This is a genomic window from Mycobacterium sp. TH-M106 (genome assembly GCF_057473765.1).
The window spans coordinates 1-19,053 of record NZ_JBYCLE010000037.1; the positions used below are offsets into that span (position 1 = coordinate 1).

Annotated in this window: 17 protein-coding genes and 1 pseudogene; 11 read left to right on the top strand and 7 right to left on the bottom strand. The window is 63.9% G+C overall.

Annotated elements, in window-relative coordinates; all coding sequences use genetic code 11:
- Positions 1-177: 177 nt before the first annotated feature.
- A pseudogene (locus AC2VOP_RS01135) lies at positions 178-477 on the top strand (transposase); the annotation flags it as partial.
- 197 nt (positions 478-674) lie between these two features.
- Here the strand turns inward: AC2VOP_RS01135 and dndA are convergent.
- A complete protein-coding gene (gene dndA / locus AC2VOP_RS01140; protein WP_486959257.1) occupies positions 675-1,871 on the bottom strand; it encodes a cysteine desulfurase DndA in 1,197 nt (398 codons plus the stop codon).
- A 97-nt stretch (positions 1,872-1,968) separates the two neighbouring features.
- On the opposite strand from dndA, the gene dndB reads away from it, so the two are divergent.
- Genes dndB through AC2VOP_RS01165 form a run of 5 tightly spaced genes read left to right on the top strand, consistent with a single transcriptional unit; the run spans position 1,969 to position 8,465 of the window.
- Positions 1,969-3,117, top strand: coding sequence for a DNA sulfur modification protein DndB (dndB, locus tag AC2VOP_RS01145; protein ID WP_486959258.1), 1,149 nt, complete (start codon positions 1,969-1,971; stop codon positions 3,115-3,117).
- Entirely contained in the window at positions 3,114-4,655 is a 1,542-nt protein-coding gene (gene dndC / locus AC2VOP_RS01150; RefSeq protein ID WP_486959259.1) for a DNA phosphorothioation system sulfurtransferase DndC, read from the top strand. Before dndB ends, dndC begins: the two co-directional genes overlap by 4 nt.
- Positions 4,652-6,631, top strand: coding sequence for a DNA sulfur modification protein DndD (gene dndD, locus AC2VOP_RS01155; RefSeq protein ID WP_486959260.1), 1,980 nt, complete (start codon positions 4,652-4,654; stop codon positions 6,629-6,631). Before dndC ends, dndD begins: the two co-directional genes overlap by 4 nt.
- Positions 6,631-7,023: a DNA sulfur modification protein DndE gene (dndE, locus tag AC2VOP_RS01160; RefSeq protein WP_486959261.1), complete on the top strand. Its 393-nt coding sequence runs from the start codon at positions 6,631-6,633 to the stop codon at positions 7,021-7,023. Before dndD ends, dndE begins: the two co-directional genes overlap by 1 nt.
- On the top strand, positions 7,020-8,465 hold the full coding sequence (locus AC2VOP_RS01165; protein WP_486959262.1) for a DNA phosphorothioation-associated putative methyltransferase: 1,446 nt from the start codon (positions 7,020-7,022) through the stop codon (positions 8,463-8,465). Before dndE ends, AC2VOP_RS01165 begins: the two co-directional genes overlap by 4 nt.
- Positions 8,466-8,489: 24 nt before the next feature.
- Here the strand turns inward: AC2VOP_RS01165 and AC2VOP_RS01170 are convergent, their stop codons facing one another.
- The 3 genes from AC2VOP_RS01170 to AC2VOP_RS01180 all read right to left on the bottom strand — a co-directional run bounded on the left by AC2VOP_RS01170 (position 8,490) and on the right by AC2VOP_RS01180 (position 12,900).
- Complete coding sequence (locus AC2VOP_RS01170) at positions 8,490-9,416, bottom strand: HNH endonuclease signature motif containing protein (protein ID WP_486959263.1); 927 nt, start codon at positions 9,414-9,416, stop codon at positions 8,490-8,492.
- A gap of 6 nt (positions 9,417-9,422) precedes the next feature.
- Positions 9,423-11,153 carry a ParB N-terminal domain-containing protein gene (locus tag AC2VOP_RS01175; protein WP_486959264.1) on the bottom strand — a complete coding sequence of 577 codons (1,731 nt, stop codon included), beginning with the start codon at positions 11,151-11,153 and terminating at the stop codon, positions 9,423-9,425.
- Between the two features lie 538 nt (positions 11,154-11,691).
- The gene (locus AC2VOP_RS01180) at positions 11,692-12,900 is read right to left on the bottom strand and encodes a Fic family protein (protein ID WP_486959265.1); all 1,209 of its coding nucleotides are present in this window, start codon (positions 12,898-12,900) and stop codon (positions 11,692-11,694) included.
- Positions 12,901-13,211: 311 nt separating this feature from the next.
- Between AC2VOP_RS01180 and AC2VOP_RS01185 the strand changes: the two genes are divergently transcribed.
- Genes AC2VOP_RS01185 through AC2VOP_RS01200 form a run of 4 tightly spaced genes read left to right on the top strand, consistent with a single transcriptional unit; the run spans position 13,212 to position 16,022 of the window.
- On the top strand, positions 13,212-14,330 hold the full coding sequence (locus AC2VOP_RS01185) for an epoxide hydrolase family protein (RefSeq protein WP_486959269.1): 1,119 nt from the start codon (positions 13,212-13,214) through the stop codon (positions 14,328-14,330).
- Positions 14,331-14,387: 57 nt separating this feature from the next.
- Entirely contained in the window at positions 14,388-14,630 is a 243-nt protein-coding gene (locus AC2VOP_RS01190) for a type II toxin-antitoxin system VapB family antitoxin (RefSeq protein WP_407689549.1), read from the top strand.
- On the top strand, positions 14,627-15,064 hold the full coding sequence (locus AC2VOP_RS01195) for a type II toxin-antitoxin system VapC family toxin (RefSeq protein WP_428900137.1): 438 nt from the start codon (positions 14,627-14,629) through the stop codon (positions 15,062-15,064). The genes AC2VOP_RS01190 and AC2VOP_RS01195 overlap by 4 nt, the downstream gene beginning before the upstream one ends.
- Positions 15,065-15,083: 19 nt before the next feature.
- Entirely contained in the window at positions 15,084-16,022 is a 939-nt protein-coding gene (locus tag AC2VOP_RS01200; protein ID WP_486959266.1) for a cobalamin biosynthesis protein, read from the top strand.
- Here AC2VOP_RS01200 and AC2VOP_RS01205 read toward each other — a convergent pair.
- From AC2VOP_RS01205 to AC2VOP_RS01215, 3 genes are read right to left on the bottom strand one after another with little or no spacing between them, the layout of a single operon-like run.
- Positions 16,004-16,846 (bottom strand): SURF1 family cytochrome oxidase biogenesis protein, encoded by an 843-nt coding sequence (locus tag AC2VOP_RS01205; protein WP_428900135.1) that lies wholly within the window; start codon positions 16,844-16,846, stop codon positions 16,004-16,006. The two genes, AC2VOP_RS01200 and AC2VOP_RS01205, sit on opposite strands and share 19 nt — an antisense overlap.
- The gene (locus tag AC2VOP_RS01210; RefSeq protein WP_486959267.1) at positions 16,846-17,343 is read right to left on the bottom strand and encodes a low molecular weight protein-tyrosine-phosphatase; all 498 of its coding nucleotides are present in this window, start codon (positions 17,341-17,343) and stop codon (positions 16,846-16,848) included. The genes AC2VOP_RS01205 and AC2VOP_RS01210 overlap by 1 nt, the downstream gene beginning before the upstream one ends.
- Complete coding sequence (locus AC2VOP_RS01215; protein ID WP_428900139.1) at positions 17,336-17,983, bottom strand: HAD-IA family hydrolase; 648 nt, start codon at positions 17,981-17,983, stop codon at positions 17,336-17,338. The genes AC2VOP_RS01210 and AC2VOP_RS01215 overlap by 8 nt, the downstream gene beginning before the upstream one ends.
- An 87-nt stretch (positions 17,984-18,070) precedes the next feature.
- Here AC2VOP_RS01215 and cobC point away from each other — a divergent pair.
- The coding region (gene cobC / locus AC2VOP_RS01220) for an Rv2231c family histidinol phosphate aminotransferase CobC (protein WP_486959268.1) at positions 18,071-19,053 on the top strand (983 nt) is incomplete at its 3' end.

The following is a 19,053-nucleotide window of genomic DNA, read 5'->3' on the forward strand; positions in this document are numbered from 1 at the left end:
TACCGTCACCACTAGGCCGATGACCGTCGCTGGTCTGCACCACACGAAGCTTCACGCCGGGTCTCCTTCCCAGACCCCGGCTCCACTCTCACCCCAACCAGCACCCATCAATGGGATCGCGGGGGGCGTCGGCGTGTCGCCCGCCGAGAGCCGGTTAACGGATAAGAGCAACTCCGCGAGGTGTTTCGGGTCAAAGGCCGCGACGGCCGTCGTTTGCTGGCTGGTTGGCTGTCCTGGGCGTCGCACTCGCGCATCCCGGAATTCGTCGCCGTAGCCCGCACCGTCTGCCGTCAGAAGGAGCTCATCGGCAACACCCTCGACCACCAACTGTCGAATGCCCGCTCGGAAGCCACCAATACCCACCTGCGAGCATTGACCAAGCGTTCCTACGGGTTTCACAGCCCCGACGCGCTGATCGGCATGGCCATGCTCACCCGCGGCGCCCTGTGCCCCGCACTACCCGGCGGAGCAACATGAAACCCGACCCACGGAAACGTCAGGAGATCCCGAATTCGACGCAGGGCACTGAACCCGCCGACCAGCCGCGACCTGGGCTCCCCTCGCACGCACCAATAAGATCGACTCTCGCAAGAAGGTGGACCAATTCTTGGAGACCTGCCGATGCGTACGGCAGAATTCGCCGACCGCAGCTGCCCTCCCACGGCATGTACGAATCAAGCTTTGAGAGTTAATAGTCGTTCAGCTACGTCGTCCCATGGCAACTCACCGGTGAGGTGACTCCAGGAGAATCGCAGCGCGCCGTCGATTTGCTCTTCGGGAAGCCCCGCCGCGACCAGGACATGACTGAGTTCGTAGTTTTGCGATGTGCACGCCGAACCGTTGGAGATGGCGACGATATCCTTCAGGGCCACGATGGCCGCCTCGGCGTCGACTCCGGGTAGGGAGAAGTTGAGAGTGTTTGGGAGAGTACGCGATTCATCTCCATTGAGCACAATCCCCAGTGGGGCTAGCGCCGCGAGTGCTTCGCACTTGATAGTGGCCGATCGTGCTGCACGGGAAGCGTGTTCGTTGAGTGCGAGTTCAGATGCCAGTCCCAGGCCAGCGATCAGCGCGACCGGTAGAGTGCCCGGTCGGAGTCCTCGCTCCTGTCCACCACCGAACATTAGCGGTTCCAACGGGATGCGATGGAAACCGCGTCGTTTAGCCACTAATGCGCCAATACCTTTGGGCGCAAAGATCTTATGGCCCGAGACGCTGATCAAATCGATACGCTGCGACCGCAGCGGTTCGATCGCCTTGCCAAATGACTGCGCCGCGTCGACATGAAAGTAAGCGTCGTGTCCGCCGAGGGCGTCTGCAATCTCTTCGAGTGGTTGGATGACTCCCGACTCATTGTTGGCACCCATGACCGAAACCAGCAGGGTGTCGGGGCGTAGGGCGTCGCGAATAACGTCGGGCTCTACCCAGCCGCCACGGGTTGGTGGTACCAACGTGACGTCGAAGCCGCGTCCGCGCAGGACTTCAAGTGGCTCCAAGACCGCCTTGTGCTCAATCTGCGTTGCTAGGATGTGTCGCTTGCCGGCCTTCTTGCCGGACTCCGCCAAACCGAGGATCGCGAGGTTGTTGCTCTCGGTAGCACCGCTGGTGAAGATCACCTCGTCTGGTTTTGAGCCGATGACGGCCGCAACTTGGTCGCGCGCGCGGGCGACACGCTCCTTCGCCGCGGTGCCGTATGCGTGTGTACGGCTTCCTGCGTTGCCGAACTCGTGGGCCATGTACGTAAGCACTTCGGCGGCGACCTGTGGATCGATCGGCGTGGTGGCGTTGCAGTCGAGGTATGCGGGATGTCGCTCTGTCTCCTGGTCAGTCGTCTGAAGATCAAAGTTGTCGGTCGGCGCGCCTACGGTCATGGCTGAAAGAGTACGGGTAGGTTCGGACACTGGTTCGGAGAATCGCCGACTAGTGTACGGATTGTGCAATCCGAACAACTGCTGGTAAGGATGTACGGTGACGCAAACCGATTCCACAGTGCATCCCCCGTTGGGGATCCACGACCGGGCGCGAACCGGCGTGTTCGAATACGTATTTCCTGCCATTCGCGGTATCCAGGCCGGGCGCGAGTACTACGTGACGATGTGTCCGCTGCGCCTCATCCCTCGAATGTTCCTGTTCGATGAGGAAGAGCTGACCCCTGAGATGCGTGCGCAGCGCACCCTCAACAAGGGGCGCGTGCCGGAGATCGCGCGGTACATCCTTGACAACACGGACAGCTACGTCTTCTCTGCCTTGACGGCTTCCGTGGACGCCGACGTGCATTTCGACCCGATCGCAACCGAGGGACCAAGCGAGCGCGTGGGCACGCTGACGATTCCGATGTCTGCCCGTTTTGTCATCAACGACGGTCAGCATCGACGCGCCGGCATACAGCAGGCGTTGGCCGAGAATCCGGTATTGGGCGACGAGAGCATCGCGATCGTCATGTTCCTCGATGTCGGATTGGAGCGGTGTCAGCAAATGTTCGCCGACCTCAACCGCTACGCGGTTCGCCCCGCTAAGTCGATCGGGGTGCTCTATGACCATCGAGACGAGATATCGGCGCTCACCCGACTCGTCGTCATGCGCTCGCCGTTCCTCCGCGATCTCACCGAGATGGAGACGTCGAACATGGCGCAGCGATCTCGGAAACTATTTACGCTATCGGCGCTCTACACGGCGACCAAGACCTTGCTCAACGGTATCGAGGAATCCAACTTCGAGCGCCAAGTCGACCTTGCGGCGCGGTATTGGGAACTTGTTGCTGCTCAATTCCCCGAGTGGGAGCAAGTATTCAACCGCGAGATTACTGCCGGTGAGGTCCGCCGGGACTTCATTCACACGCATGGCATAGTGCTGCACGCTCTGGGCAAAGTGGGCAACAGCCTGCTGGGTCAGGGCAAGGGTGCCCGGTCATGGTCGACGGCACTCAAGAAGCTAAGGGAATTGGACTGGCATCGTTCGAGCAGCATGTGGGAGGGCCGGGCTGTTATTGGCGGACGAGTCTCGAAGAGCGCCGCCAACGTCCTACTCACTACAGCCGCGATGCGCACGGTCATGGGACTGCCGCTGCCGCCTGACGAACAGCGTGCTGAAGACGCATTCCGAGGAGGAGACAAGTGAGGCGCAACCTGCCAATAGAAGTCAAGCGACATTCAGCGTTTGATGAGCTGGGATTCGCGGCGACGGTAGATGCGGTGGTCAGCAAGACACAGGAACTTTATGCCGCCGACGACGTGCCTTGGGTTGTGGGCTACTCAGGCGGCAAGGACTCAACCGCGGTCTTACAGATCGTTTGGCTTGCCCTCCAAGGACTTCCGGAGACACAGCGACACAAGCCAGTCCATGTGATCAGCACTGACACGCTAGTCGAGAACCCTGTCGTTGCAGCGTGGGTGACGCATTCGCTGGAGGTCATGGAGTCGGCGGCGCGCGATGCAGCCTTGCCTATTTCTCCGCATCGCTTAACCCCAGCAGTTGCAGATACATTCTGGGTCAACCTGATCGGTCGTGGCTATCCAGCGCCGAGGCCGAAATTTCGGTGGTGCACCGAACGGTTAAAGATCAAGCCGTCGAATTCGTTCATTCGGGAGATGGTGAAGGCCCATGGTGAGGCCATCCTGGTGTTGGGCACCAGGAAGGCCGAGAGTTCGGGTCGGTCTCATCGGATGACCGGACTGGAGGCCCGCCGAGTGCGAGACCTTCTGAGCCCGAATATTTCCTTGCCGAATTGCCTTGTTTACTCACCGATTGAGGACTGGTCCAACGATGACGTGTGGACCTTCCTCATGCAGGTGAAAAATGCGTGGGGGTACTCCAATAAGGAGCTGCTCACGATGTATCAGGGGGCGTCGCCCGATGGAGAATGCCCGCTGGTAGTCGATTCCAGCACACCGAGCTGCGGTGACAGCCGGTTCGGCTGCTGGACCTGCACACTGGTCGATAAAGACAAGTCGATGTCGGCAATGATCCAAAACGACGAGGAAAAAGAGTGGATGCTGCCACTGCTCGATCTTCGTAACGCGCTCGATGTCGCGGACGACCGCCACCTCCGCGACTTCCGCCGGATGAACGGGTCGGTCCAGCTATTCCACGGCAAACCGATTCCAGGACCGTATACGCAAGCGTCACGGGAGGATTGGCTGCGCAGATTACTTGAGGCACAGGCGTTTATCCGCGCTGAGGGGCCGGAGTACGTCCGTTCGCTTGACCTCATCACCCAGGCCGAGCTGGACGAGATTCGCCGAATCTGGGTGGTGGAGAAACATGAGTTCGAGGACGGCCTCCCTGCCATCTATGAGAAGGCAATGGGTGTGCCCTATCCTCGGCGACCGCTCGATGAGCACTTACCACTAGGCCCTGAACTGATCGAGACGCTCCGCGAGGTTACGGGCGGCGATCGTCTGCACTTCGAACTTGTCCGTGAACTCCTTGATGTCGAGCAGCGGTACCGGTCCCAGGCACGCCGGTCTGGGCTGTTTGACTCGCTCGAAGGTGCTATTCGGCGCAACTTCTACGACGACGAAGATGACGCCCTTCTCAGGGCGCATCGACGTAAATCCGCCATGGAACGTGGAGATGGGCGGCGCGGCGACGAGCCAGACCCCCTCGACATCGCCGATGGCTACGTGCGGCAAGCTGCGGAGGAGGTCGCCCCGTGATTCTCGACAACCTGGTGCTCGAGAACGTCGGCACCTTCCGCGGGAAGAACGAAATCCCACTCACGCCGCCATCTTCGAAGAAACCAGTCATACTGATTGGCGGCTTGAACGGCGCCGGCAAGACGACGATCCTCGAAGCCATCCACCTTGCACTCTATGGATCGCTATCGCAAGGTCGCGACAAGCGGAGTGGAAGCTATGACAGCTACTTGCGGAGCTTGATCCATCATGGTGTCCCCGCCTCCGAAGGCGCAGCGGTCGAGCTGACCTTTCACGTCTACCAACGCGGGGCAGAGCATTCCTATCGGATCAGGCGACGGTGGCAGGGGGGAGGTGTGTCCCTGCAAGAGTCCGTCCTGGTTTGGGTTGACGGCAAGTACGACGACGCTCTGACGTCGACGTGGAATGAGTATGTCGAGACGTTTATTCCGCGAGGTATCGCGGGCTTGTTTTTCTTCGACGGCGAGCAGATTGAAGCGTTGGCCGACTTGGAACAATCCCAAGATGTCCTGCGGTCGGCGCTTGCTGCCCTACTCGGCCTCGACTTGATTGACCGCCTGTCAACCGATCTCGCCGTATTGCGGCGGCGTCATCGAGGTGCCGAAGTTCCCGAGGAGCTGCGGCTCGCCGTCGAAGACCGACGCAGGAAGGTCACTTTGGCGCGTCAGGCCGAGGAGATGGCTGCCACCCTGGCGGCAACATCACGAGTAGAGGCCGAGCGTGCTGACAAGCGCCTCAGCGAAGTGACAGAGCAATACCGAGCTGCGGGCGGAGGATTGCTCGAGCAGCGTGAAGCTGCGGATACCCGAGTGGCCCTGGTACGCCAACAGATTGCCGATACCGACGAGGAGCTTCGAACTGAAGCGGCCGGCGCGGCACCTTTCCTACTCAACACTGAACTACTCGGTAACTTGGCCAATCACGTAACGCGCGAACGGGATGCTCGTCGGGATTCTCTGGTGTTGGGTGTCGTGGGGGACCGTGACCGAGAGCTGCTTCGCATCCTGCGTAGGGCGAAAGCGCCTGGCGCGGCCATCACGGTACTGGAAGAATTCATGGCATCGGATGTCGCGGCGCGACAGGATGCGTCGTCACGGGTTCCGATGCTAAGTGGACTACGCGACGGGGGAACCGTCGAAGCATTGCGCTCAAGCATTCTGCCATCGACGCAGAAGCGCATATCGACCCTTGTCGAGCGCCGCATCACGCTTGCAGCAGAGTTGATACAGGCCGAGCGGACACTGGTTGCGATTCCCGACCCTGAATCGCTCGCGTCGCTCAAACAGGAACTCGATGAGGCATCCCTGGCCGCTGTGCGCTGCCACGCGCTGCTCACCCAGAACGAGGACCGACTAGAAGCCTCGCGGCAAGAACGTGCCCGTGCCGACGATGCTTACGAAGCCGCAATGGACAAGTCGGCGCAAGCCACCATTGACGCTGACGATGACCGCCGGCTCGTGGAGCACGCCGAACGGGCGCGCCTGACCCTGGAAACCCTGAAGGCGAAGGCCGCTGAGCGGCATGTCGGTCAGATCGCGCGGCTGGTTCTCGAAGCCCTCAATCGGCTTTTTCGCAAGGATCGCTTGGTAACCGACGTGCGCATCGATCCGATGTCTTACACAGTCGAGTTGATTGGCTCGGACAGTCAGAGCCTCGCAGCCACGGAGCTGTCGGCTGGCGAGCGCCAGCTCCTGGCGGTGGCTTTATTATGGGGACTTGCGCAGGCTGCCGGGCAGCCCCTGCCGATGGTCATCGACACCCCGCTCGGGCGACTGGACGGATCACACCGCGGTCGCCTCATTGAGCGGTACTTCCCTCATGCAGCACACCAGGTGGTCCTGCTTTCGACTGACACTGAGGTCGACGAAGGGGCCCTGAAATCGTTGCGGCCGTTCGTAGGACGGATGTACCTGTTGGAATTCGACAACGCCGTCAACGCCACGACAGTCTTACCAGGTTACTTTTGGAGTGAGTAATGGGCATCGAACACATCCGGCTCACCACGACGGCTCGCGACCAGCTCGTCACCCTGAAACGTCGTACCGGGATCACCCAGTGGAATGTGTTGTGCCGCTGGGCGCTTTGCCGTTCACTCGCGGAACCAGCACCCCCACCAGCGGCGAAGCTGGTATTCGACAGCAATGTTGAAATGACATGGCGTGTGTTCGCTGGGGAATACGGCGACGAGTTGCTCGCCCTCGTGCGCTATCGCTGCCACGTTGACCGTCTCGACACCGATGAGGACGCAGTGGCGCACCAACTGCGGCTACATCTTCACCGTGGCATCGGCTATCTCGTCGGCGATCCGCGCGTCACTAACATCGCGGGACTCGTATCTCTTGCACTGGACCAACCGCCGGCGGCATGACTGAGCAGGTCGCGCGCCAACGAACGGCGATATCGCGTGGAGCACTGTCCCGTCCCATCTCAATAGCAATGTCGGACGGCGTGCTAAGTACTGCTCAATCGGTGTTTGATTACGGGTGCGGCCGAGGAGACGACCTTCGGAACCTGAGTGTATTGGGCTACCGCATCGATGGCTGGGATCCAAGCCACAGGACCGAGACCGCCCTGCGCCCGGCAGACGTGATCAACATCGGCTATGTCGTCAACGTAATCGAGGATCCCGAAGAGCGCCGCCATACTCTTCAGCGCGCCTGGAACCTTGCGCAGCAGGTGCTGATCGTCTCAGCCAGGCTGGCGTGGGAAGCGAGAGATCTCGAAGGGCGTCCCCACGCGGATGGTCTTATGACACGCACTGGAACTTTCCAAAAGTTCTATGAACAAACGGAACTGGCGGGTTGGATCGAGCAGGCACTCGGGACCAAGCCGGTCGCGGCAGCCCCAGGTATCTTCTATGTGTTCAGAGATCCCGCGCGCGCTCAAGAGTTTCTCGCTACGAGGGCGTACACCTACCGGCCCCGCGTGCGTGTCGATCCGCACGTGGTCTACGAGGCAAATCAGGAGACTCTCGCGCCTCTGCTCGATTTCTTAAGCGTCCATGCGCGTCCGCCGCGTGCAGCGGAGTTGGACGAGTCCGCCGAGAGAGCGATCCGCGAACAGTTCGCTACTATCGCCCGCGCCACCAACCTGATTCGGCAAGTTACCGACGCAGAATATTGGGATCAGGTCCGATTGCAGCGCCGCCACGAGTTGCTTGTGTACATCGCGATGTCCAGATTTGGCCGGCGTCCGCGGTTCAGTGAACTGGCCAAAACGCTTGCGGTAGATATCAAGACACACTTCGACAAGTACAGCGATGCCTGTCGCCAAGCGGACCGGCTGTTGCTCGCGGCGGGAGACCCGGCGATCGTGCTCGTCTCTGCACGTAGCAGCAGCGTCGGCAAGCAGACGCCGTCAGCGTTATATGTGCACCGCTCTGCCCTCGGGCTGTTGCCGCCCGTGCTGCGCGTATATGAGGGTTGCGGACGTGTCCTTGCCGGTACCGTGCTGCATGCCAACCTGGTCAAGCTGTCAGTGACGGAGCCACAGGTCTCGTATCTCACCTACCCCAATTTCGACCGCGATCCTCATCCGACACTGCAGTCGGCCGTCGTCGTGAACCTCCGGAAGCTCAGTGTCGATTGGCGTGATTACAGCGGTTCAGACAATCCGCCGCTGCTCCACCGCAAGGAAGAGTTTGTCGGTCCGGACCATCCGAAGCGACCACTATACGAGCGTCTAAGCCGAGCGGAGATGAGAGCCGGTCTCTACCAACAGCCAGAACGCATCGGGACGCTGAAGGGCTGGCTGGCGGTCCTCCATGCCGCTGGCGTGTCGATTCGCGGGCATCGATTAGTGGAACAGTGAACACGCTAAGTGCTGCAGTGCAATTTATCTGGCAAATCTCGGGGCGACGAGTCGCACGTCCCGGAGGGGGTCGTGTTCACGACATACGACAATTAGGTTTGCCGGATTCGGTGCACCGTGAACACTACGAGGGGCGACCGTCAATTCGTCGGTCGTGGTCCGCGCCGCGCAACCGCTGACATCTTCGCATCTTCCTCGCATAGCCAGAAAGCGTACAACCCAAAATGGTTGGGGGACGCTCACAATTCCAAGTGTGGGATGTCGGCGTTTGCGAGGGGCGCCCTCGGCGTCATAGAGGAGCGTTCGATTCGATTTTGCTCGATTGCACCACCCGCAGGACAGCCGGAGGTTGTGTATCTCGTTCGCACCGCCGGCGGAATATGGAACTACGTGCTCCACCTCGATCCTAAGATCAATTAGCGTTATACCACGCGGTTTATAGAAGTCGACGAATGGCGGTGTTCTTGGATCAATATCGCCCTCCTCCTGGAGGAACTCGGCCCTCGCCCAGTCGCTAAACGCAGCTCCGCATACCCAGCACCGGGGATAAAGGTCCCACAGAAATAGCCGAGTCTCACGGTCGGTGTTCACACGTTGACCGACAACTCGCCCACGAATTTCCTGCCAGAGTAGCTTCGCTAAGCCACGGGCGAGGTCTGCGCGTTCGTCGGCAGGAAGTTGGCCGGCGTCAGCGGTGAGCGCCGCCCTGACGCACTCGTAGAGGTGCGGATACTTCTTCCTGCCGTCCAAGTACGGCAGTGGATCGGCGAGCCCTTCGAGGAACCACCTCGCCCAAAGGTAGTTCGCGTCGCCGCCGATTAGCCAGCTGCTCGTTCCTCCCAAGCCTTGGGGTGCAACCTTCGTTGCGAGGTCGCGAACCGTTGCTTCGTCCCATGTTGCAGCGTTCGATGCGATCACATAGTGGGCAAAATTGAGGGTCGTCAGATCCACGACGACTTAGACGCCCTTCTGATGGCGGAAGGTTCGGATGTCTGGCAGCTGTTGGGGATCCTTTCGATATTGCACCCAAAGATAGGCCCATTGAGCTCGGGTACCCGGCGCGTCCTTCTTTATTCCGCTTAGCTTCCAGTCGCGCGAGAAGTAGCTCATTTTCACATCCTCAAGCCACTCGTCGACATATTTTTTGACATCATCTAGGTGATCGATCGTTCGGCGCGTATCAGTGATGTACTGAAAAAAGTCGGCCGCCAAAATTGTGAGGCTAATCTTATTGAAGATATTGGAGGTCCTCGGTGACCCCCAATAGTTTCCAGCATCTTTGTCTTCGGTTGTCGCAAGGCGATCGCGAACCGCCTCCCAAAAAGCGATGAATACATCACGCCAGGGGCCGTCCTGACGGCTCCAATATTCGAACTTAGACTGTTCCGGTGAGGCGGCTGAAACAATACCGGAAGCATCGAGATGATTTCGCCGCCACTTGTCTGCGTAATCAACCTTCTCGCCGAAGAGGCGTCCGCCTCTAAGCTCGCGGAAGATTTGCACGAGCGCCCCAAGGACGTTCCATTGAAGAAGGTCGGGGCGTCCCTCGTTTGTTAACCCTTTCTCGACGAGATCCTTGAATGGGCTATCAGGGTGCCGGGTCAGATATGCGATAGCCTGCGAGTCTTCGAGTGGGATTCCTGCTGCTTCCAGCCGCTCGGAAACTCCTTCGAGTTCCTCGGCGGACAAGCTTGTCGCCACGATCGTGCCGAGCAGCGCACGGCCTATTGGGGTCGCCTTCTGGTTGACCACGACGAATTGGAACACATGTTCCGCAGGCGCGGACTCCATCAGCATTGAGACTGGGAGCAGCCGGGCTTCTCGCTGCCTCAGCTCCTGGACAACTTCGTCCGCGTCCCGCCCCGAATCGATCGCTGCTTCTACCTCTGGCTGAAGCGTTTCGGAATTCGCGGCTTGATCCGCTGCCAAGATCGCGCCGCGCAGCCTGTGCTGCCCATCGACTACCACTACTGGCTGAAGATAGGAAATCATCGCCTCCTTTGAGAAACCCAGGAAGCTCTCGCCTCCAAAGTTGCCTTCCGACTCCTCCAGCAGCTGCACCCGGGCAGCAACCTCTTCCCAGAAGTCAGCGATGTGGGTCTCCCCTGAGAAGAGCACTGAAGTGGCCGCTGGCTGTGTGACCTCGTCAACGTCCAGCTCTTCGTCGGGCGTGGCGGTGGCTGACTCGTCTGGCTCGGCATCTGACGCTTGCACACCCATATCGGGGTGCTCGGAGTTGGCGCGCTCCTTCAGCCGAGCGAGCTTCGTCTCGGTGACCTTCATCCCCGCCAGGTCCGGCAAACGTTGCTCAAGCGAGTCGCGTACCCGACGGAGAAGCTCGACGAGATGCAATGCGTCGAGGTCTTCCCATTCAATCGTCATTATCCCGATAGACGCATCTGCGTCCCCGTCAGTCGGAGCGAATACCACTCGCGAGCTGTCGCGACTCGCGCAGAGCAGCGGATTTTGTATCACATTCTTTGGGTTACCGAAGAACGCGGCGAGCTCCTCGAGCCGTCTCGGGCTCTCTTCGCGCTGGAAGCCGATCGCCTCTGTGTTACTGCCGAGGCGCTCCCTCTGGGGCACGCCCGACCACTCATCGATTTCGGTGGCAGGAGCGGAGAACAGGACAAGGTCGCCAGACTCTGCGGTCTGCCGAAGCCGGACAGCCGGATACGTTCGCTTCATCGCAGTGCTTCCTACCTTCCAAACCGGGGCCGTTGAGCAGCTCTTGCGCCGCTGCCGATCCTAGATGGGAAGGTCGACATTATCGTGGGCCAGTGCGAGTGGAGGTCGCTAAGCAGCGTTGAACTGCCCACTGTCGGCGGCGGGAGCCCGCCGGGCGGATTCACCGTGACGGGCGCTGCGTCTAGCTGGCGCATTCGGGTGATGGCCCGGCCGCAAAACGGATCATGGACGAGTAGCTGACCCGGATGGTGGTGTCAGCGCCCAACTCATACCGAACGCCGAGTTTCAACAGTGACCCGCCAGTGTCCCAAGACAGGACATAACAGCCTGGACACTTCGGCATCTATCGGACACGGATTGGGCGCTGACCTGCTCGTACTAGACACGGTAGAACGCCTGTTCACACGGTCCTGTCGCTTTACACACCAGCGGTCGGCGGTTCGATACCGTCCGCGCCCACCAGCGTTGATGCAGATCGCCCCGCCGGGAGTCGGCATTCTCGGCATCGCCCGTGGACCTTTGGGTGGTGCGCGGGCGGCTAGGCGGTGGGTCCACGCCGTCCGGCGCGCACAGCGAATGCGTCAAGTGCGCCCAGGACCTCGGGTGCGCGCCAGGCCCGGTTGCGGGCGCGGTCGGTGAACTCGACGATGATCCCAGCGTCGGCGAGGGGATCCACGTATCTGCGTGCATTCCCGGTCGAGATGCCCAGTTCACGCTGGAGCACCCGCGCGTTGAACACCGGCTGTTTGATCAGCAAGTCCGCAACTCGGTGAACTGCCGAGTCGCGGCGGGCAGTGATCTGTGAATCCCAGGTTGCGCGTATCGACCGCAGATCGGCGACCAAGTGTCGACCGTTCGCGACCGCCGATACCGAGGCGGCGGAGAGACTTGCGACTATTGGGGCAGGGTCGCCCTCCCGATAGGAGCCGAGGGCGCCGAAATATGCGTCGGTGTCGGTGAGCAGTCCTGCGGAGACGGGGACGGTGATTTGCCGGGTCAGCCGCTTGTTGCGGAGCATCGCCTGAATCAGCGCGCGTCCGGTACGCCCGTTGCCGTCCGGGAAAGGGTGGACAGTCTCGAACTGCGCGTGCGCAATCGCGACCTGCGGCAGCGTTGGGACGTCGTTCCGCCGGGAGAATGTCAGCAGGTCTGCGATGGCGGTGTGGACCCGCTCGTGATGAGGAGCCACAAAGTCGGCCCCGCGGGGACCGAAGTTGCCGCCGCCTATCCAGACTTGCTCGGTACGCCATTTTCCGGCCATGTCCGGATGGCTGCCGCGCATCAACGCGGTGTGCATGGCAAGAATCGCATCCTCGTCGATTTGATCCGCCAGTGCGATGGCAGCTTTCATCGCTTCGGTGTTGCCGACGATCATCGCCGCGTTGCGACGGCTGGTGTCGCCCAGCGTCTCGGCTTCGGCAATGGCCCGCGCCGACGCGGTGAGGTTTTCGATATTGGAGCTGGCTGCCGACTCCGTCCTCAGCAGTATCGACGCGAAGGGGGCGACCTCGTCGCCGAGTTCAGCGTCGAACCGTGCGATCTCATGGCTGGCTTCTTCGGCATCGGCGAGCACCCTCGCGGGCAGCGCGACATCCAGGTCTGCGATGGTGGCGGGTATGGCAGCCTGGTATTCGCCGGTCTGACGTTGCGCCGCCCGCAGATCGGCCAGCTGATAAGTGGTTTCAGTCGGCAGCCCCCAAGTAAGCGTCTCGTAGTCGACAGCGGTTCCGCCGCTGAGTGATGCCATACCGCCACCGTAGCATCACTTAGCGAAGTAACTGATGCTAACGCTGTGTTATCGCATCACGTGCGGCTCTCCGGAAAGGCGTGACCGAAACCCCCGCAGTGCCAAGAGTGTGCCAGGATGGGTGAACACAACTCGGCACTGTGTGGCCGCAGCGGACACACGCGAGCCGCTGGCCTGGGCGTTCCCGGACTCCGCGGCATGGAGTAAAACGAGACAGACGGCCCGCCCGGGTTTGACACACCAGCGGTCGGCGGTTCCATACCGTCCGCGCCCACCAGCGCGATGCGACGATGACGAGGGGCGGTGAGGCCGTGCAACCGTTCCGCATCGACATTTCCGACGATGTCCTGCAGGACCTGCGCACGCGCCTGGCGCGCACCCGCTGGCCCGAGGCCGAATGCGTGCACGACTGGAGCCAGGGCATCCCGTTGGATTACACCCGGGCGCTGGCCGGTTACTGGGCCGACGGATACGACTGGCGCTCGCGCGAGGCCGCGCTCAACCGCTTCGAGCAGTTCACCACCGAGATCGACGGCCTGGACATCCATGTCATCCATCAGCGCTCGTTGCACGAGGACGCGTTCCCACTGCTGATCACCCACGGCTGGCCCGGCTCGGTCGTGGAGTTCCACAAGGTGATCGAGCCGCTGACCAACCCGGCGTCCGGGCGCGCCGAGGACGCGTTTCACGTGGTGTGCCCGTCGCTTCCGGGTTACGGATTCTCCGGGAAACCCAGCAGCACCGGGTGGGGCGTCGAACGGATCGCGCAGGCGTGGGAGACGCTGATGGGCCGCCTGGGCTACCAGCGATACGGCGCGCAGGGGGGCGACTGGGGCGCGGCCGTCACCACCCAGATCGGCCGGAATCGCGGCCGCTGCGCCGCCATCCACCTCAACATGCCGATCGGGCGCCCGACCCCCGAAGCGCTGAAGAACCCGACCGAAGAGGAACAGCGGGCCCTGGCCGCGCTGGCCGAGCACCGCAAGTGGGGCACCGGCTACTCCAAGCAGCAGTCCACCCGGCCGCAGACACTGGGCTATGGGCTCCTCGATTCGCCGGTAGGCCAGCTGGCGTGGATCGTGGAGAAGTTCTGGGCCTGGATGGATTGCGACGGCAACCCGGAGAACGTGCTGACGCGAGACGAGCTGCTGGACAACGTCATGGTGTACTGGGTGACCGGCACGGCCGCCTCCTCGGCCCGTCTGTACTGGGAGAGCTTCCGGTCCTGGGGCAACCTGGATCGTGTCGAATTGCCCACGGGCGTCGCGGCTTTCCCTGGTGAGCTGTTGAAGCCGCCGCGGTCCTGGTGCGAACCCGTCTACAACATCACGCACTGGACGGCCATGCCGCGCGGCGGGCATTTCGCCGCGTTCGAACAGCCGGAGCTGTTCGTCGACGACGTCCGCGCGTTCTTCGCCACTGTTCGCTGAGCGGCCCCGGTGCCCGACGGGATATGGCTGTATGGCTGAACTGATAAGGTCAGCCATATGAAGACCACCGTGAATCTCCCGGACGAGCTGTTACGCGAGGCGCAACAACTCGCCCGCCGGGAGCAGACGACTTTGCGGGAGTTGATCGAGAGCGGCCTGCGCGCGGTGATCAAGCAGCGCTCCGGCGCCGAGTCTTTCGTACTCACCGACGCCAGCGTCGACGGGCAGGGCTTGCAGCCGGCGTTCCGCGGCGCCTCGTGGGAGAAAATCCGCGACGAGATCTACGCCAACCCGGCATGATCGCCGTCGACACCAATATCTTGGTCTATGCCCATCGGCGGGACTCCGAGTTTCACTCGGCCGCGTCCGCACGTATCAAGACCCTTGCCGAAGGCAAATCCGCATGGGCGGTTCCCTGGCCATGCCTGCACGAATTCTTCGCGATAAGCACACACCCGAAGATCTACAGCCCGCCGAGTTCGCAGAGTCAAGCCATCGCACAAGTCGATGCGTGGCTGGAATCGCCTTCCCTGTCCGTGCTCGGCGAGCCCGCGGGCTACTGGCAACGGCTCAAGACGATGCTCGCTGCCGGGAAGGTCATCGGCTCGATGGTGCACGACGCGCACATAGCGGCATTGTGCGCGGCGCACGGCGTGCGCGAATTATGGTCCGCTGATCGAGATTTCGGCAGGTTCGGCTCCGCAGTCGTGGTGAGGAACCCGTTGGTTGGCTAACGGCAGAAACCCTCGCCACATGCGGATCACCCGCAGTGCCGGCGTGCTGGCCGGCTATCTGGCCGACGTCGTCCTGGGTGACCCGAAGCGCGGTCATCCCGTTGCCCTGTTCGGCGGCGCCGCGGCCCGGTTGGAGCGGGTGAGCTACCGCGACAGCAGGGTTGCGGGGGCAGCTCACGCGGGCGTGCTGCTCGCCGCGGTGAGCGCGCTGGGCGCGGCCGCGGGCCGGGCCGGCGACCGCGGCGGCCGGGCCGGGGCGATCGCGACGACCGGGGCGGCCACCTGGGTGGCCCTGGGGGGAACATCGCTGACGCGTACCGGCCTGCACATGTCGGGGCTGCTGGATCGCGGCGACGTCGACGCCGCGCGGGCGCTGTTGCCGGCGCTCTGCGGGCGCGACCCGGCCGCGTTGGATGTGGCGGGCCTGACGCGCGCGGCGCTCGAGTCGGTCGCCGAGAACACTTCCGACGCCGCGGTCGCCCCGCTGCTGTGGGCGGCGGCGGGCGGCTCGCCCGCGGTGCTGGCCTACCGGGCCGTCAACACCCTGGATTCGATGATCGGCTACCGCTCGCCGCGTTACGCCCGGTTCGGTTGGGCAGCAGCGCGATTGGACGATGCGGCGAACTATGGCGCGGCGCGGGTGACCGCCGCTCTGGTGGTGGCGTGCGCGCCGCTGGTGGGCGGATCGCCGTCGGGTGCGGCGCGGGCATGGCGCCGCGACGCCGCCGCCCACCCCAGCCCCAACGCCGGCGTGGTCGAGGCGGCCTTCGCCGGGGCGCTGGGCGTGCGGCTCGGCGGGCCCACCCGGTATCGGCACGAGCTGGAGGTGCGGCCCTCTCTCGGAGACGGCCGGGAGCCCGGCGTGGCCGACCTGCGCCGCGCGGTGGCGCTGTCGTCGGTGCTGCAGGCGGCCGCGGCAGCCCTCGCCGCGGCATTGGCCTACCGCCGACGGCCGTAGCGGTCGGCGAGTTTCTCCTCGACGGTCTGCGGGGGCGGTGGTGCCGCGCCGGCCGGCGGCGTCTGTTGCTGCTTTTCCCGGCGGCGGGCCCGCAGCTCGGCGTAGACGAAGTAGCCCAGACCGATCGGCGCGAGGATGCCGAACGAGATCCACTGGATGCCGTAGGACAGGAACGGCCCGGCATCCAGATGCGGAATGCCGACGACGCCGAGCCCGCCGGGCTGGTCCTCGACCAGCTGCAGGTACGACCCGGCCAGCGTGACCCCGGTCAGGGTGGCGACCTGCTCGGTGTTGATCGAATACACCTGCTCGAAGCCGTCTTTGACGAACGGCGCCTTGTCCCGGGCGACCGGTTCGGAGTCGCGAAGGCGTGCCGTGATGGTCACGGTCTGCTGCGGTGCCGGGGGGATCGGGGGCACGTGCGAGCCCTGCTCGGGTCGCACGTAGCCGCGGTCGACCAGGACGGTGGGCCCGTCGTCGACGGCGAACGGTGCGAGCACCTCGAACGCGGGATCGCCCTCGATGACGCGCAGCCGGGCCAGCACCCGAACGTCGGCCAGATAGTGCCCGGTCGCCGTCACCCCGCGCCACTGCGCGTCGGGTGCCGACGAATCCTGATGCGGCAGAAGTGTTCTCACAGGCACCGGGGCGGTGTTGAGGGACTGCTCGATCTGGTGGTTCTCCCGTGTGGTCCTGCTGTTCTTTCCCAGCTGCCACGGCGCGAGCACTGTGAAGCACAGGTAGGTGAAGGCGATGACCACCAGGGCCAGCGCTATCCAGCCCGGCCGCAGCAGGAACGCCAGGCCCCGCGCCACACGAGGCATCAGCCCGGTCCGTTCCGCGCGAGCCGGTCGTCGACCCAGGCGTGCAGGCCGGGCAGGGCGGCCTCGATGACGGTGTAGACGGCTTCGAAATCCTCGTGTTCGCCGCAATAAGGGTCCTCGACGTCGGGCGTGTGAGCGCCCGATCGCGGGTCGAATGATCGCAGCATCCGCAGCCGCTGCGGCTCCACACCCAGGTGTTGGAGCATCCGCAGATGGTTGCGGCTCATGGCCACCACCAGATCGGCCGCCAAGTGTTCGGGGCCGACCTGGGTGGCGCGGTGGTCGGTGGGGATGCCGTGATCGCGCAGGACGCGGGCCGCCCGCGCGTCGGCGCTGCTGCCGACGTGCCAGTCGCCGGTGCCTGCGCTGCTCACCCGCACCTTCTCGCCCAGCCCGCGCCGCCGCAGCTGGTCGGCGAACATCTTGTCGGCCATCACCGAGCGGCAGATGTTGCCGGTACAGACGAACGTGACGTGCAGCGGCTCGCGGTCAGACACCCAGCACCCTCCGCAGCTCGGCCACCGTCGCCGCGTGCGTGGCACCCTCGCCCAACCCGCCAGGGAAGTCGGACTGCCCGTAGCCCCAGCCCACCACCACGGTGTCGATGCCGTGGTCGGCGGCGCCGGCGACGTCGTGGCTACGGTCGCCCACCATCAGCACGCGCTCGGGCAGCGGCGCCAGCTGCGCCAGCGCGTGGGCCAGGACGTCGGTCTTGGTGCTGCGCGAACCGTCCGTGCTGGCTCCCGCGATCACCTCGAAGTACTCGTCGAGCCCGAAGTGGGCGAGGATGCGCCGGGCCGTCGGCTCGGCCTTGGAGGTGGCCACGGCCAGCCGGACGCCGGCCGCGCGCAGATCGGCCAGCAGCGGTTCGACGCCGTCGAACAGGCTGTTCATCGCCCAGCCCCGCGCGGCGTAGTCGCTGTAGTAGGCAGCGATCGCCTCCTCGGTGTCCTCGCCGAGGCCCAGCGTGCGCAGCGTGGCGTGCATCGGCGGGCCGACGAGCCGGGCGGCCAGGTCACCGTCGGGCACTGCGGCGCCGACCCGTTCCAGGGCGTGCCGGAAGCTGGCCGCGATCCCCTCCGCGGAATCGGTCAGCGTGCCGTCGAGGTCGAAGATCACCAGCTGCGCCATCACCATGCTGCGTGTCACCCGACCATTGTCCCTGATTCCGGTTGTCCCCGACGTTGCTGCGGCCTGCCACGACGGACCACTAGTGTTTCACGGATGGCGAGTCTGCAGCCGAGCCCGCCTGCGGCGGCGCGTTACCACGGTGATGAGGCCGTCGCTCCCGGGATGCTCGATTTCGCCGTGAACGTCCGCGGCGCGCGGCCGCCGCAGTGGCTGGTGCGGCGGCTGGCCCAGCGGCTGGACGACCTGGCCCGGTACCCCGGCTCCGACGACGTGCACCGCGCGCAGGACGCGGTGGCCCGCCGGCACGGCCGCGCCCGCGACGAGGTCCTGCCGCTGGCCGGTGCGGCGGAGGCCTTCGCGCTGTTGAGCAACCTGCGTCCGGCCTGCGCGGTGGTCGTGGCACCCTCGTTCACCGAGCCGGCGGCGGCCTTGACCGCGGCCGGGGTGCCGGTGCACCACGTCGTGCTCGAGCCGCCGTTCACCCTCGTCGGCGTGCGGCCACCGGAGGACGCCGACCTGGTCGTGGTGGGCAATCCGACCAACCCGACCTCGGTGCTGCACACCCGCGAGCAGCTGCTGGCCTGGCGCCGGCCCGGGCGGATCCTGGTGGTCGACGAGGCGTTCGCCGACGCGGTGCCCGGTGAGCCGGAGTCGCTGGCCGGCGAATCGCTGCCCGACGTGCTGGTGCTGCGCAGCCTGACCAAGACGTGGGCGCTGGCCGGGTTGCGGGTGGGCTACGCGCTCGGCGCGCCGGGGCTGTTGGCGCGGCTGAGCGCGCAGCGGGCACACTGGCCGGTGGGAACGTTGCAGCTGACCGCGATCGCGGCCTGCTGTGATCCGACGGCGGTCGCCGACGCGGAGGCGCAGGCGGTGCGGCTGGCGGGGTGCCGCGCCGACATGGCTGCCGGTCTGCAAGCGGTGGGTGCCCAGGTGCTCCCCGGCCGGGGGCCGTTCGTGCTGTTCCGCCACCCGGATGGTATCTGGATACGAGAAGTGTTGAGAGACAAGGGGATTGCCATCCGCCGCTGTGATACATTCGTCGGCTTGGACGAGCGTTACCTGCGGGCGGCGGTGCG